Raw genomic sequence first — 13,752 nt, 5'->3', positions numbered from 1 at the left:
TTTCTAATTAAAATCAATGAAAAAACTAACCACCGTTTTCCTAATTCTGGCTATACATATTTTTTATTCCCAATCTAAAATTTATGCATTTGTAGGCAAGAAAATTTCGGTCGAAAGAGTAAAACCCGATGACAGTTTTAATCTAAAATATAGAAATGTTTATAAAGTGGAACAGGTTTTTGATGACGAGATTAAAGCAGACACTCTCGTCTTCAATTCATTTACCCACATGAATCAAATCAGATACTCTGTTTATGATTATGCAATCATTTATCTTGTGAAAAATGAAAACGGTGAATTCGTTCATAGAAGAACTTATTACAAACCAATAATTTTAAAGAAAAATGGAGAATGGTATGGTTTTGACATTTCAGACAAGAACATTAAGGGATATGAAAGCATAAATAATGAACGCCTCAATATTAGGAAAAATCTAGCGATTGGAAAGACTACCATCAATGAGAAAATAAAAAATAAATGGCTTGTTAATGCGTTTTATCCTGAAAAATTCTTTACTCGAATAGGTAAAAACAAAGTTGAGACTAAATATCTAAAAACGGCAGAAAAACTTTTTAAATCTAATTAGATTTACTATTTTTAATATCCCAAAACTTAATCAACAGTTATGAAATTCGGACAAGTAGAAGATCCTTCAAAAATAGATTTTACATTACCTAAAGATCATTCGAGAACCAAAGAAATTTTAAAGCAGAATAAAAAAGGACTTGAAAACATCTCTATCGGATGTGCAAAATGGAATAAAACAGACTTAAAAGGCTTTTATCCTAAAGGAACAAAAGACGAACTGACTTATTATGCCACACAATTCAATTCTATTGAACTGAATGCAACATTTTACGGAATGCCCACTGCTGAACAGGTTTTGACATGGAAAGAAAAAACCCCGGCAGATTTTAAGTTTTTCCCTAAGATTACAAATACGGTTTCCCATTTCAGAAGACTTTTGAATATTGACGATGTTGTCACTCAGTTTGCAACGGCAGTTTTAAATTTTGACGAAAAATTAGGAATGGTTTTTCTACAGCTTCACGATAATTTTAAACCAAAAGATTACGAAAGATTAGAGCAATTTGTCAATAAATGGCCTAAAGAAGTTCCTTTAGCGATTGAACTTCGAAATACAGAATGGTTTACTGATGAAGAGATTTTCGATAAAACATGCAGCCTTTTTGAAAACAATAATATTACGAATATTATCGTTGACACCGCCGGAAGAAGAGATATGCTTCACATGCGTCTTACTACACCCAATGCATTCATCAGATATGTTGGAGCTAATGCCGAAAGTGATTACGAAAGATTAGATGATTGGTTGAAACATCTTACAAAATGGAAAAAAGAGGGTTTACAAAACTTATATTTCTTTGTACATCAAAACCTTGAAAAAGCTTCACCATTGCTTTCAGCATATTTTATAGAGAATATGAATAAAGAATGGAAAACTGATATTATTATTCCAAAAATGGGACAGGAAAATATGCCGAGTTTATTTTAATGCTACGTCATTTTTATTTCTTATCCGAACCTAAAAATGTTTAGAAAAATAATCATTTCTTTCTCACCATCAGAGAAACATTCAAAAATATCAGAAGAAAACAGAGTGTCACCCAAATTCCTGTCTGCATATTTTCAAAATTGTAGGCTTCTACATGCTTTTTTGCCTGTTCGGAGAGCTTTTCACTCTGAATGATGTAGTTTTGAACTTCTACGATCTGATCCATATTTTTATTGGGAACAGCGTGTTGGGAAAAATAAACCAAGTTTTTCTTTCCAAGATAACCGGCGATCCAATACTGATCAGATTTGGTTAATTTAAGATGCTCGATTCTGTAATATTCGGGACGTACTTTACCAATGTGCTTCGTTTCAAATGTTCCGCTTTTATCGAGATTATTGACATTAATCACATAAAAATCAAGCGGCTGCGGAAGTTTATTAATTACCTGTAATGAAACAGCATTGCTCACAATACCAATCGAACTTTTTTTGATAAACCAATACGTAAAAAGTGAAATGGAAAACACCAAAGTAAAGATCCGAAAAATCTTTGCCCATTTAGCAAACTGTCCGGACTTCACTTTAAATAAGAAAAGCGAAAGAATCAGTGAAAAAAAAATGATAGAAATGATAAATCCCATAGTGCAAAGATAATCATTAGAGATGTTTTGAAGGAATGTTAATCAACATTCCACTCTTTATAAAACTGGTCGAGGAAATTTAGCATAAAATCATGTCTTTCCTCGGCTATTTTTTTACCTTCTGAGGTATTCATTAAATCTTTTAACAGTAAAAGTTTCTCGTAAAAATGATTGATAGTTGTTCCGTTTGATTTTTTATATTCTTCTTTTGACATATTTAACTGAGGTTTGAGATCAGGATGATACATCAGATTATTTTTAAAGCCTCCGAAATTGAACGTCCTTCCGATTCCGATTGCTCCAATTGCGTCAATACGATCTGCATCCTGTACAATTTTTAATTCAATCGGTAAATCTTTAGGCGCTTCTCCCCTATTTTTGAATGAAATATTCTGGATAACAAACAAAACCTGTTGAATAATTTCTTCATCTGCATTTTGGCTTTCAAGAAATTCTCTTGAGATTTTTAAAGCTAAAGTTTCGTCTCCATCATGAAATTTAGGATCGGCAATATCATGAAGCAATGCAGAAAGCTCTACAACTTCAAGATTACAGTTTTCAGTTTTTGCTATTTTTTTGGAAAGTTTCCAGACTCTTTCGATATGAAACCAATCGTGTCCTGCTTCTGCACCTTCAAGTTTTTCTTTTACGAATTGTACTGTGTTTTGTATGATGTTGCTCATTGTTGATTTTATTTTTTTCTTAGGATTACTTTTTAAACCTCCCCGTCAAAATTTTTCAAATTTTGCCAACCCTCCAAAGGAGTGGAATTCTTGATTCAAATATTATTGAATTTCTTTTAAAATAATTTCCCAAAGATTTTTATTATAACTTCTGAAAAAATTGATATGTCCTATCTTACCTTTTTCAGATTCTGAAGTTTTGATTAGTCTGTATGTCGGTTTCAGATTCGGATAAGTGTCATTTAATAATGATTTTACTCCTTTTTCTGTTAACCAAACATCATCTTCAGCCTGAATTACGAAAACTTTTTGTTTTAAATCTTTCGAAAAATCATCCGTTTTAAGCAATAATTTATTGGTAGATTTTGGGTTCAAAATTAAGATTCTCCAGTCATAAGCGCAATTTTTTGGGAGACTTTCTCCAAGACCGAACCAATGTGCTGGAAAATAACCGAATAGTTCTGTAAATAAAGGCTGAGCGATCCCAAAACCTAATAAAGCTTCAATTTTTGTACGCCATTTTAAATGTCCGATGAAAGCATTTTGAGTTCCGACAAAAATAAATTCATCAAATATTTCAGAATCTTTATTCATCCCGAGAATTAAAGCTCCTACAGAATGCCCGAGGCAAAATTTCTGATGATCTGGGAAATTCTTTATGATAAATTGAGTTAAAGCTTTATAATCCTGACTTCCCCAAATTCTCATGGAACTCTGAAAATTTCTCATTTTATGAGGTTTTGAAAGACCAATTCCTCTATAGTCATAGGTGATAACGGTAAAACCCTTTGAAGCAAAAAACTGAGCAAAAGAGAAATAAATCTGCTGCTTTACTCCGGTAGCAGAGTTAATCAGTAAAACTTTATGATTGCTTTTTTCAGGTTTGAAAATGTATGCCGTTATTTGAATTTCGTCTTCAGTCTGGAGGATTAGTTTTTCCATGCGGTTACAATAAAATATCCACTGTAAAAGTGGATATTTTTATCATCAGTTTTGAATGATTTTTAAATTTTCGATATGCGTTAAATAAGGTAATCAGATAAATTCTGAAAGTTTAGGAAGTGCAGTCTGTGCGCCTTTTCCTAATGAAACCTTTGATGAAACTTCATTTCCGAACTTGACACAGTCTTCAATGGAATTCTGATGACATAATGCAATGGCAAAGCCTGAAGTAAATGCATCGCCCATTCCCATTTTGTAAACCATGCTTTCGTTTTCATTTCTGAAGTATTTCATTTCTGTGCCGTCAAAAAAAACGGTAGAATTGGTTTCATCCCGAATAAAAACTTTATTAAAATATTTCTTGAGAACTTTTTCTTTTTGGTCTTCTCCGAAAATAATTTCCAATTCACTGCTTTTGGCGATAATAAAATCAGCACTTTCAATAATTTCATTGCTCAAAAGTCGTCCCGGAGATGCGTACAAACCCACCATTTTCCCATAGCTTTTTGCTTTTCTAACAGTATATTCTACGACATTCATTGGGATTTCCAACTGAAGAAGAATCATATCTGCTGCGTGAATATATCGATCTGCCTCTTCAACATTTTGAGTTGTAAGATATTTGTTGGCAGCAGGAACTACTACAATTGCAGCATCACCATCTGAACTTGTAACATATGCGGTTCCCGTAGAATCCTGATCAGTTTCAGTAACAAAGCCTACATTAACGTTTTCATCGACGAGATTTCTCATGATTTGCTGTCCCAGAGGATCAACTCCCACACAACCGATAAAATAAACATTTGCGCCTAATCTCGCAGTTCCAACTGCCTGATTCGCACCTTTACCACCAAAATAATTATCACAGTGACTTGCCATGACCGTTTCATTAGAAGAAGGTATCTTTTCAGTATATAAAACTAAGTCTAATGAGCAGCTGCCAACAACGACTATTTTGGGTTGTGCCGGGGTAAAATTCATATTTTGTATTTTTAGCTATCAGTAAATTTAAACAACTTAATCTTATAAAAACCAAATATTTTTAATTCACTAAAATCTCTATAAATTCAGTAATGATTTTTACAGGTTGACCAGCTTTATCATAAGCAATATAACTAGCGTAGAAACCTTCACCATAACCGGTTTCAAAGCCGAAAATAGTTCCCGGCAATTCTTCTGAAGGTTTTAGAAACGCATATTGATCGATTGCTCCGTTTTCGTCAAAAAAATGCTCATGGAAAAACTCTTCGTAAATCCCCATAAAATCATCTCCTTTTCTATGAAATAATTTTTGCTCTAAATCGTTAAGACTTTTCTGTGTTTCAACATCCATAAAACAGCCCATTCCGCTTTCTACAGGATAACCGAAAACTTCACCTTCAGCCAAATCTTTGATATTCTGACTTTCAGTCGTCGCTAATTTCCAAGATGTAATTTGTGCTTCGTTAAAAACAATTTCAGCATAAGCAACGCAATTGCTTTCTCTTTCTTTGTGAAGCAAGACAGAAAAATCTCCTTTGGGAAAAACATCCGTAAAAGCCTGCATATCATTCGTAATCAAAGGATCGCAAGCAACCAGTTTCCCGGTTGGAAGGTATATTTTCCCCACATCAAAACTCTCGAGAAGCGGACTTTCTACGAAGTTTTTTGAGAATAGTTTTTGTATGTTTTCTAAATGTGTCATTATTGTTTTACAAATTGTTTTCAATGTCAGGCTGAGCGGAGTCGAAGCCTTTGCTTTTTTCTTTATTATCTGAATGAGTATTATTTTGACAGATTGATAATTGTTTTAATTTTCCCCAATTATCATTTATAATAGCTTCTTTTTTCTTCCTACTCCAGCCTTTCACTTGTTTTTCAAACGCAATTGCCTGAAGTATATCGTTAAATTCATAAAAGAAGACAAGTTCTACCGGTCTTCTTTTATGAGTATAGCTCTCAGGAAACTTACCAGCTTGATGTTGAGAAAGTCTTACTTCAAGATTATTGGTAACACCTGTATAATAGGAATTGTCTTAACATATACGAAATACTGTTTCATTCGCTTAAAAAAGACTTCGCCTCCGCTCAGCCTGACAAATATAATACTATCTTTTTTTAGTTTTTTGATCTTAAAAAATTAACCGATACTTTTATGGATATTCTAAATTTTACAAACTTTTCAGTTTTTCTTCTAAAATAGTAATCTTATCCTGGGCATCTTTTTGTTTCTTGCGCTCAACTTCTACCACTTCAGGTTTTGCATTGGCAACGAATTTTTCGTTAGAAAGTTTTTTATCAACAGAAATTAAAAATCCTTTCAGGTATTTTACTTCTTCTTCTGTTTTCTTTTTTTCTTCCTCCAAATCTAAATTTTCACTTAATGGAATTGAAACCTCAGTTGAACCAACCAAGAAAGTGAAACTTGGTTTATCAGTTTTCTCTCCAAAATGAATTTTAGAAATGTTGGCTAATTTTCTTACAACTGCTTCATTTTCAAATTGAGTTGCATTGGTGTAAACTTCTGCAGTTTCTCTTGGAGAAATCCCCTTAGTTTGACGATAATTTCTCACACCTGAAATCAGTTCTTTAGCAATTTCAAAGTTTTTGATTTTATCTTCGTTAAATTCTTCTCCTTTTTTCTGCTGAGCAATTACCAAAGCATCTTCAGCTTTTCTTTCTGAGATCAACTGCCACAATTCTTCTGACAAGAACGGCATAAACGGATGCAAAAGTTTCATTAATTCTTCAAAATAAATAATCGTCTGATCATAAACTTCTTTAGAAATACCTTCTCCATAATTTGGTTTGATGGCTTCAAGATACCATCCGCAGAAATCGTCCCAAATTAATTTATAAATCAAATGTAACGCATCAGAAATTCTGAATTTCTCAAACTGCTGATCAATTTCGATAATTGTTTTATTTAATTGATGCCCAAACCATTCGATTGCTTCGTTATCTGATGCAATGAGCGGTTTGTCTTCTTTGTTCCAGTTTTGAATTAGACGGAAAGCATTCCAGATTTTTGTCATGAAATTTCTTCCCTGAACCATCAAATCTTCATCAAATAACAAATCGTTTCCGGCAGCTGAACTCAACAAACTTCCAACACGTACTCCGTCTGCACCATATTGAGAAATCAAATCCAAAGGATCTGGTGAATTGCCCAATTGCTTAGACATTTTTCTTCGCTGCTTATCTCTTACAATTCCTGTAAAATAAACATTTTTAAACGGAACTTCTCCTTTAAATTCCAATCCGGCCATAATCATTCTGGCAACCCAGAAGAAAATAATATCCGGACCTGTTACCAAATCTGAAGTCGGGTAATAATACTCAAAATCTTTATTATTTGGATCAAAAAATTCATCATCTTCTTCAATCAAACCATTGAAAACCGACATTGGCCACAGCCAAGATGAGAACCAAGTATCAAGAGCGTCTTCGTCTTGTCTTAAATCTTCAAGCTGAGCTATAATTCCTTTTTGCTCTTCTAAAACTACAAGAGCTTGGTTTTTATCTTCTGCAACTACAAAATCATTTTCTCCATCACCATAATAGAACGCAGGAATTTGCTGTCCCCACCAAAGCTGGCGAGAAATATTCCAATCACGGATGTTGTCCATCCAATGTTTGTAGGTATTTTTAAACTTTTCAGGATAGAATTTTACTTCATCATTCATCACAACATCCAATGCAGGCTTTGCGATTTCAGACATTTTCAAAAACCACTGAACAGAAACTTTAGGCTCAATAACCGCGCCCGTTCTTTCAGAAGTTCCCACTTTATTTACGTAATTTTCTGCTTTTAACAAAAGATCATTTTCTTCTAATTCTTTTGCGATTTGCTTTCTTACATCAAATCTGCTTTTACCGGCGTAATGTAAACCGTGATCATTCAGATTTCCGTCATCATCCAACGAATCAATCATTTGAAGATTGTGCTTTTGTCCGATTTCGTAGTCATTGATGTCGTGAGCCGGAGTAATTTTCAAAGCTCCCGTTCCAAACTCAATATCAACATATTCATCTTCAATAATAGGAATGACTCTGTTGACAATCGGAACGATAACATTTTTACCCTTTAAATGAGCATATCTTTCGTCATTTGGATTGATACAAACAGCAGTATCACCGAAAATAGTTTCAGGACGTGTTGTAGCTACCGAAAGAAATTCTTCTGTCCCTTCTATTTTATATTTAAGGAAATATAATTTTCCGTTTTGTTCTTTAAAAATTACTTCTTCATCAGAAATATTAGTTTTTGCTTCTGGATCCCAGTTTACCATTCTGTATCCTCTGTAAATAAGACCTTTATTGTATAAATCAACAAAGCTTTTGATTACCTGTTGAGACATTTTATCTTCAAGAGTAAAGCGTGTTCTGTCCCAGTCACAAGAGCAACCCAGCTTTTTTAGTTGTTCAAGAATAGTTCCGCCATATTTGTCAGTCCATTCCCAAGCATGTTTCAAGAATTCTTCACGAGTGATATCAGATTTATTGATTCCCTCAGACTTTAATTTAGCAACAACTTTCGCTTCAGTAGCAATCGAAGCATGATCTGTTCCCGGAACCCAGCAAGCATTGAAGCCCTGCATTCTTGCACGACGAACCAAAACATCCTGAATGGTATTATTCAACATATGACCCATATGTAAAATTCCTGTAACGTTTGGCGGCGGAATTACAACCGTATAAGGCGGCTTCTCATTAGGTTCTGAGTGGAAATATTTGTTTTCCAGCCAGTAATTGTACCATTTCTGTTCTGTATCCTGTGGGTTATATTTTTCTGAAATCTGCATAAATTCTGGTTTCTTTAACTTATAATCTGCAAAAATAGTTTAAAGTAAAAAAATGTAAGCATTAATTAAAATAATTTTTAACTTTGTTTCTCAAAATTTATCTAACAAACATATTAACATTCAAGAATATGAAAACATTATTTGCAGGAATTGCATTATTCGGAACGATTGCTTTAGCATCTGCACAAACAATTACATTCGACAAAACTACTTTTGATTATGGTGCAATTAAACCAAATTCAGATGGACACAGATTTTTCAATGTAACCAATACAGGTGACAAGCCTTTGATTATTTCAAATGTAAAAGCATCTTGCGGATGTACAACTCCTGAATTCAGCACAGATCCTATCGCTCCTGGAAAATCTGCTAAAATCAAAGTTGGATACGCTACAGCTAATCCCGGTGCTTTCAACAAAATGATCGAAGTATTTTCTAACGACCCTGTAAACAGCAGAAGCGTAATCTACATCAAAGGTGATGTAAACGCAAATGCTCCTGAACCAAAACCTTTAACTCCTGAAGAGTTAAAAGCTAAAGCAAAAGCTGACAAAAAAGCTGCTAAAGCTGCAAAAAAGGTAGCTGTAAAAAATTAATATTATCTTAAAATAATATCGACCGTCTCAACAGAGGCGGTTTTTTTGTTATATTTATGTAATGTTTGAATTATTTAAATAAAAAATCTGAATATTTCAAATCAAATTAACTCACTAATCATTCTATATGGCAAATAATTTCTCAGATGATTTCCTTGTGAAAGGAAAATTCTCAATAAAAAAAACTTCAACAGAATATGTAGGAAAGCTTACCAAAGAAGAAGGAACTGAAATACTTACTGCGGAAAAAGAAAAACTTCGTGAACTTCAGGAAAAATTGTACGCAGATGGGAGCAAATCTCTTTTGGTCATACTTCAGGCGATGGATGCTGCGGGAAAAGACAGCCTCATTGAGCATGTTTTCGGAGGTGTGAATCCACAAGGCTGTAATGTGACCAGTTTTAAAACTCCGAGCTCCAAAGAATATTCTCATGATTTTTTGTGGAGACATTATTTAGCTTTACCTCAAAAAGGCATGATCGGAATTTTTAACCGTTCGCATTATGAAAGTGTTTTGGTTTGTAAAGTTCATCCCGAATATAATTTAAGCGAAAAAACATGGAAATCTGTAAAAGATTTTGATGATAAATTCTGGGAAAACCGTTACGAAAGTATCAGAAATTTTGAAAAACATCTTGCTCAAAACGGAACCACCATTGTTAAAATATTTCTTCATGTTTCAAAGGACGAACAAAAGAAAAGACTTCTCGACCGGATCAACGAACAGGAAAAAAACTGGAAATTCTCTGCAGCAGATTTACCTGAAAGAGCTTTGTTTGATGAATACATGAACTGCTACGAAACTGCCATCAACGAAACATCAAAAGATGAAGCGCCTTGGTACGTCATACCAGCTGATAATAAATGGTTTGCGAGATTATCTGCAATACAGATTATTATTGATACTTTAGAGAAAATGGATTTGAAATTCCCTGAACTGTCAAAAGAAGATAAAGCTGGTTTGGATAATGCTAAAAAACAGTTGGAAAGCGAGTAGAATACTCAATTAGAGTTAAAAATATATAAATTAAATTGCCACGAATGCACGAATATAAAATAAAAATCTCTAAAAAGATTCGTGCATTCGTGGCATTCTAATAAAAATCACGAGAAAATCTATAAGCCGGATTTTGTATCCCGAGCAATTAGGGATGCCTGTTATTTATCTACGTCTTACATTGCTGCAAAACTTGAGCTGATTACCCCTCGGCTTTCAGGACGAGCCGCCCCTATTTTCATTTCTGAAAAGAACCGATATACTTATCATTGCACCGCAAAGAGTTTACCTGGTTTCACTACAGCCGAACTGTACCTGCTTTCTGTTGCACTTGTCCTATCCTCACGGATGACGGATGTTATCCGCTTTGCTGCTCTATGGTGTCCGGACTTTCCTACCCTTACCGAAATAAGAATCAACAAGCCGACTTTCTCGTGGCTGCAAAGATATATAAAATGTGAGGAAAATTGACATTTTGTTAATGGTGAATAGTCAATTCAACTTCGCTACCAATTTTTAAAACTATTGAATTAAATTTTAAAAAGAAAATGCACAATTGAGTTGCGAAGTAAAATTGACAATTGACCAAGAATTATTATCTTCGTGCCAATTATATATTATTTTGATTTCTAAAGAGAAAGAATTTGCCCAGCTTATAAAAGATAATCAAGGCCTGATTATAAAAGTTTCGCGGCTATATACCAATTCTCTCGAAGATGAAGAAGATCTTTTCCAGGAGATTGTTTTGCAATTGTGGAGAAGCTATGATTCATTTAAAGGAAATTCAAAAATATCGACCTGGATGTATCGTGTAGCTCTGAATACTGCAATCACACTTTTCAGAAAGAAAAGTAAAAGCTTACCAACCAACGAACTGGATATCAATCACAGAGATTTCATTGAAGATGATGACGATAAGCAACAGCAAATTTCGTTGTTGTATACCGTAATCAAAACTCTTCCGAATGTTGAAAGAGCGATTGTAATGATGTATCTGGATGATCTTCCGTATAAAGATATTGCGGAAAACCTCGGGATTACCGAAGTAAATGCACGGGTGAAGATGAACAGACTAAAGAAAGTCCTTAAAGAAAAAATGGAAAAACATGCCTGAATTTGATTTAGATAGCTTTAAGAAAACCTGGCAGGAACAGCCAGTTCAGCCAAAATATGATAACAATGAGATTCTTCAGATGTTAAATAAAAAATCACGTAATTATGTGAAATATATTTTTTGGATAAGCGTTATCGAATTTATAGTTTTTACAGCTTTCGGATTATTTTATATTTTTCAGAACAAAGCATCTAATACTTTTCTGACTTCGCTGCAAAAATTAGGGGTTGAAAAAAATGAACAATTAGAAAACATCCTTGATACTATTTATCTAGTTATAAAGATATTCACTTTATTCATCACAGGTTATTTTGTTATAAAATTTTATCAAAACTATCGTAAAATAAAGGTTGAAGAAGATCTAAAAGAATTTATCTCCCGAATTATACGGTTTAAAAAAACAGTCAATGCATTTATTTTGACTAATATTTTAATCGTAATTATCGTTACATCTGCTCTTACAATTTTTGGAATTTATGCTATTCAAAATCAAAATACTGAGCTCGCAAATTCTTCCGTAGTAGCTTTTACAATTAGCTTTATAATAAGTACTGTTCTTTGTGTTATTCTCATTTGGGCATATTACAGACTTGTCTACGGAATTCTTATCAAAAGACTCGATAAAAATCTTCATCAACTCAAAGAAATAGATTCTCAGGAAAAATAAAGCTGTAAAGTTTAATATATAAAAAAAGCATTTCAAAATTCTGAAATGCTTTTTGTTTTATAATTCTTTCCTTAATCTTGCAACAGGAATGTTTAGTTGTTCTCTATACTTGGCAATTGTTCGTCTTGCGATGTTATAGCCCTGCTCCTTTAGGATTACGACTAAAGCATCATCCGTAAGCGGTTTTCTTTTATTTTCTTTACTGATGACTTCCTGCAGATGCATTTTAATTTCTTTGGTAGACACTTCTTCTCCATCATCATTCGTTAAACTGTCAGAAAATAAATCTTTAAGATAAAGAATTCCGTTCGGTGTATCTGCATATTTGCTTTTTACAACTCTTGAAATGGTAGAAATATCAAAACCCGTAATATCAGCAATGTCTTTAAGAATCATCGGTCTCAAAGATTTTTCATCACCTGTAATAAAATAATTATGCTGGAATTTTACAATTGCATTAATGGTTTGTAATAAGGTATTCTGACGTTGGTTAATAGCATCAATATACCATTTTGCGGCATCTAATTTTTGTTTAATAAATAATGCGGCCTGTTTGTGCTCAGAAGAATTTTTATCGTGAGAATAAGTAGTTAAAATATCTTTATATTCCTCAGAAACCCTTAAAGTCGGCGCATTTTTACTGTTCAGCATCGGAATCACCACTCCATCTTTCACCTGAATGACAAAATCCGGAATAATTTCCTGATTGATCGTTATGGTTTGAGTATCAAAATTACCTCCTACCTTCGGAGAAAGCTTAGCGATTTCCTCCAAGGCATCTTTTAAATCTTCCTCTTCGATATCATATTTCTGAATAATCTTATTGTAATGTTTATTGGTTAAAGCATCAAATTGGAATCTCAAAATATTCGCAGCTAAAGAAACAGCTTTATTCGAACTTACTTTCTTTTCAATCTGTAACAATAAACATTCCTGCAAACCTCTTGCTCCAACACCGGAAGGATCAAGTTTCTGTATATAATTTTCCAAAATATCTTCAACTTTATCTATTGAAGTATAAATACCTTGTGAAAACGCCAAATCATCCACAATAGATTTGACTTCACGTCTTAAATAGCCATCAGTATCCAAATTACCAATAATATATTCGGCAATCTTTAAATCTTCCTGGCTGATGTTAATCAGGTTAATCTGTTCCATCAGATAATCATATAAAGACTGACCTTCAGTTAAAAGACTTTCGTTATCAAAATCTTCATCATCTGCAGAATAATTACTTGATGCTGTTTTATAATTAGGCTCGTCATCATAGATATAGTCATTCACATCAAAATCAGTTTCAATGCTTTCTGTACCTTCCGTTTCATAAGAATCTTCCAATGAAGAATACTCTTCTTCTTTTGGTTCTTCTTTTGCTACTTCCAAAGCAGGATTTTCTTCTAATTCTCTTTCCAATTCCTCTTCAAACTCTAAGGTGTGAAGTTGTATAAGCTTCATCAGTTGGATTTGCTGAGGAGCAAGCTTTTGTCCTAATTTAAGTTGTAAATGTTGTTTTAGCATATCGACTGTGATTTAAACATATGGTATTCCACGAATTTAGTAAATATTTTTTGATAAAAATAACTTTTAGCACGATTTTTGCTATATGTGGTATGTATAGATATTATTTTGGAAATCTCATGCTTACTGTGTGAGATTTTTTATTTTTTTATATGTAAACTTCTACTTTATTTTTAATAATTAGGAGTTCTTTCCAGCTCTTGACTGTATATTTTTTGTGCCTGTGCTTTTGCCGAATAACAAAAAAGGATGTCGCTGCGATATGGGCTAAGAAGAACCAAGCAGTCAA

General features: G+C 33.3%; 13 protein-coding genes, 1 other RNA gene and 1 pseudogene. 6 read left to right on the top strand and 9 right to left on the bottom strand.

Annotated features, from left to right (window positions below):
• Positions 1-16: 16 nt before the first annotated feature.
• Positions 17-586 (top strand): hypothetical protein, encoded by a 570-nt coding sequence (locus tag K0R77_RS15825; RefSeq protein ID WP_300354508.1) that lies wholly within the window; start codon positions 17-19, stop codon positions 584-586.
• 39 nt (positions 587-625) lie between these two features.
• Positions 626-1,516, top strand: a complete 891-nt coding sequence (locus K0R77_RS15820; protein ID WP_300354505.1) for a DUF72 domain-containing protein — start codon at positions 626-628, stop codon at positions 1,514-1,516.
• 52 nt (positions 1,517-1,568) lie between these two features.
• On the opposite strand, the gene K0R77_RS15815 is transcribed toward K0R77_RS15820, so the two are convergent.
• The 7 genes and pseudogenes from K0R77_RS15815 to K0R77_RS15785 form a co-directional block, all read right to left on the bottom strand.
• Positions 1,569-2,159: a hypothetical protein gene (locus tag K0R77_RS15815; protein ID WP_300354503.1), complete on the bottom strand. Its 591-nt coding sequence runs from the start codon at positions 2,157-2,159 to the stop codon at positions 1,569-1,571.
• A gap of 38 nt (positions 2,160-2,197) precedes the next feature.
• Complete coding sequence (locus tag K0R77_RS15810; protein WP_300354501.1) at positions 2,198-2,842, bottom strand: HD domain-containing protein; 645 nt, start codon at positions 2,840-2,842, stop codon at positions 2,198-2,200.
• Positions 2,843-2,944: 102 nt separating this feature from the next.
• Positions 2,945-3,784, bottom strand: coding sequence for an alpha/beta fold hydrolase (locus K0R77_RS15805; RefSeq protein WP_300354499.1), 840 nt, complete (start codon positions 3,782-3,784; stop codon positions 2,945-2,947).
• A 93-nt stretch (positions 3,785-3,877) separates the two neighbouring features.
• The gene (locus tag K0R77_RS15800) at positions 3,878-4,765 is read right to left on the bottom strand and encodes a ribokinase (RefSeq protein WP_300354496.1); all 888 of its coding nucleotides are present in this window, start codon (positions 4,763-4,765) and stop codon (positions 3,878-3,880) included.
• Positions 4,766-4,826: 61 nt separating this feature from the next.
• Positions 4,827-5,468 (bottom strand): DUF4241 domain-containing protein, encoded by a 642-nt coding sequence (locus K0R77_RS15795; RefSeq protein WP_300354493.1) that lies wholly within the window; start codon positions 5,466-5,468, stop codon positions 4,827-4,829.
• A 7-nt stretch (positions 5,469-5,475) separates the two neighbouring features.
• Positions 5,476-5,736: pseudogene (locus K0R77_RS15790) on the bottom strand (GIY-YIG nuclease family protein); the annotation flags it as partial.
• Between the two features lie 198 nt (positions 5,737-5,934).
• Complete coding sequence (locus tag K0R77_RS15785; RefSeq protein WP_300354490.1) at positions 5,935-8,568, bottom strand: valine--tRNA ligase; 2,634 nt, start codon at positions 8,566-8,568, stop codon at positions 5,935-5,937.
• Positions 8,569-8,696: 128 nt separating this feature from the next.
• Between K0R77_RS15785 and K0R77_RS15780 the strand changes: the two genes are divergently transcribed.
• Positions 8,697-9,164 carry a DUF1573 domain-containing protein gene (locus K0R77_RS15780; RefSeq protein ID WP_300354487.1) on the top strand — a complete coding sequence of 156 codons (468 nt, stop codon included), beginning with the start codon at positions 8,697-8,699 and terminating at the stop codon, positions 9,162-9,164.
• Positions 9,165-9,291: 127 nt separating this feature from the next.
• The gene (locus K0R77_RS15775; protein ID WP_300354484.1) at positions 9,292-10,161 is read left to right on the top strand and encodes a polyphosphate kinase 2 family protein; all 870 of its coding nucleotides are present in this window, start codon (positions 9,292-9,294) and stop codon (positions 10,159-10,161) included.
• Positions 10,162-10,267: 106 nt separating this feature from the next.
• Here K0R77_RS15775 and rnpB read toward each other — a convergent pair.
• Positions 10,268-10,596: RNase P RNA component class A (gene rnpB, locus K0R77_RS15770), an RNA gene on the bottom strand.
• A gap of 187 nt (positions 10,597-10,783) precedes the next feature.
• On the opposite strand from rnpB, the gene K0R77_RS15765 reads away from it, so the two are divergent.
• Together K0R77_RS15765 and K0R77_RS15760 are read left to right on the top strand one after the other, a co-directional pair.
• Positions 10,784-11,275 carry a sigma-70 family RNA polymerase sigma factor gene (locus K0R77_RS15765; protein WP_300354718.1) on the top strand — a complete coding sequence of 164 codons (492 nt, stop codon included), beginning with the start codon at positions 10,784-10,786 and terminating at the stop codon, positions 11,273-11,275.
• Positions 11,268-11,942: a beta-carotene 15,15'-monooxygenase gene (locus K0R77_RS15760; RefSeq protein WP_300354482.1), complete on the top strand. Its 675-nt coding sequence runs from the start codon at positions 11,268-11,270 to the stop codon at positions 11,940-11,942. The genes K0R77_RS15765 and K0R77_RS15760 overlap by 8 nt, the downstream gene beginning before the upstream one ends.
• 57 nt (positions 11,943-11,999) lie before the next feature.
• Here the strand turns inward: K0R77_RS15760 and rpoN are convergent, their stop codons facing one another.
• Positions 12,000-13,463, bottom strand: a complete 1,464-nt coding sequence (rpoN, locus tag K0R77_RS15755) for an RNA polymerase factor sigma-54 (protein WP_300354480.1) — start codon at positions 13,461-13,463, stop codon at positions 12,000-12,002.
• Positions 13,464-13,752: the final 289 nt, after the last annotated feature.

The organism is Chryseobacterium sp. (genome assembly GCF_029240215.1).
Lineage (GTDB): Bacteria > Bacteroidota > Bacteroidia > Flavobacteriales > Weeksellaceae > Chryseobacterium.
The sequence above is the reverse complement of the archived record's forward strand: the minus strand, read 5'-3'. Positions and strand labels throughout refer to the sequence as shown.

Coding starts and splice junctions, on each gene's coding strand:
- K0R77_RS15825 (WP_300354508.1), top strand. CDS start 17: ATGAAAAAACTAACCACCGTTTTCCTAATTCTGGCTATACATATTTTT.
- K0R77_RS15820 (WP_300354505.1), top strand. CDS start 626: ATGAAATTCGGACAAGTAGAAGATCCTTCAAAAATAGATTTTACATTA.
- K0R77_RS15815 (WP_300354503.1), bottom strand. CDS start 2,159: ATGGGATTTATCATTTCTATCATTTTTTTTTCACTGATTCTTTCGCTT.
- K0R77_RS15810 (WP_300354501.1), bottom strand. CDS start 2,842: ATGAGCAACATCATACAAAACACAGTACAATTCGTAAAAGAAAAACTT.
- K0R77_RS15805 (WP_300354499.1), bottom strand. CDS start 3,784: ATGGAAAAACTAATCCTCCAGACTGAAGACGAAATTCAAATAACGGCA.
- K0R77_RS15800 (WP_300354496.1), bottom strand. CDS start 4,765: ATGAATTTTACCCCGGCACAACCCAAAATAGTCGTTGTTGGCAGCTGC.
- K0R77_RS15795 (WP_300354493.1), bottom strand. CDS start 5,468: ATGACACATTTAGAAAACATACAAAAACTATTCTCAAAAAACTTCGTA.
- K0R77_RS15785 (WP_300354490.1), bottom strand. CDS start 8,568: ATGCAGATTTCAGAAAAATATAACCCACAGGATACAGAACAGAAATGG.
- K0R77_RS15780 (WP_300354487.1), top strand. CDS start 8,697: ATGAAAACATTATTTGCAGGAATTGCATTATTCGGAACGATTGCTTTA.
- K0R77_RS15775 (WP_300354484.1), top strand. CDS start 9,292: ATGGCAAATAATTTCTCAGATGATTTCCTTGTGAAAGGAAAATTCTCA.
- K0R77_RS15760 (WP_300354482.1), top strand. CDS start 11,268: ATGCCTGAATTTGATTTAGATAGCTTTAAGAAAACCTGGCAGGAACAG.
- rpoN (WP_300354480.1), bottom strand. CDS start 13,463: ATGCTAAAACAACATTTACAACTTAAATTAGGACAAAAGCTTGCTCCT.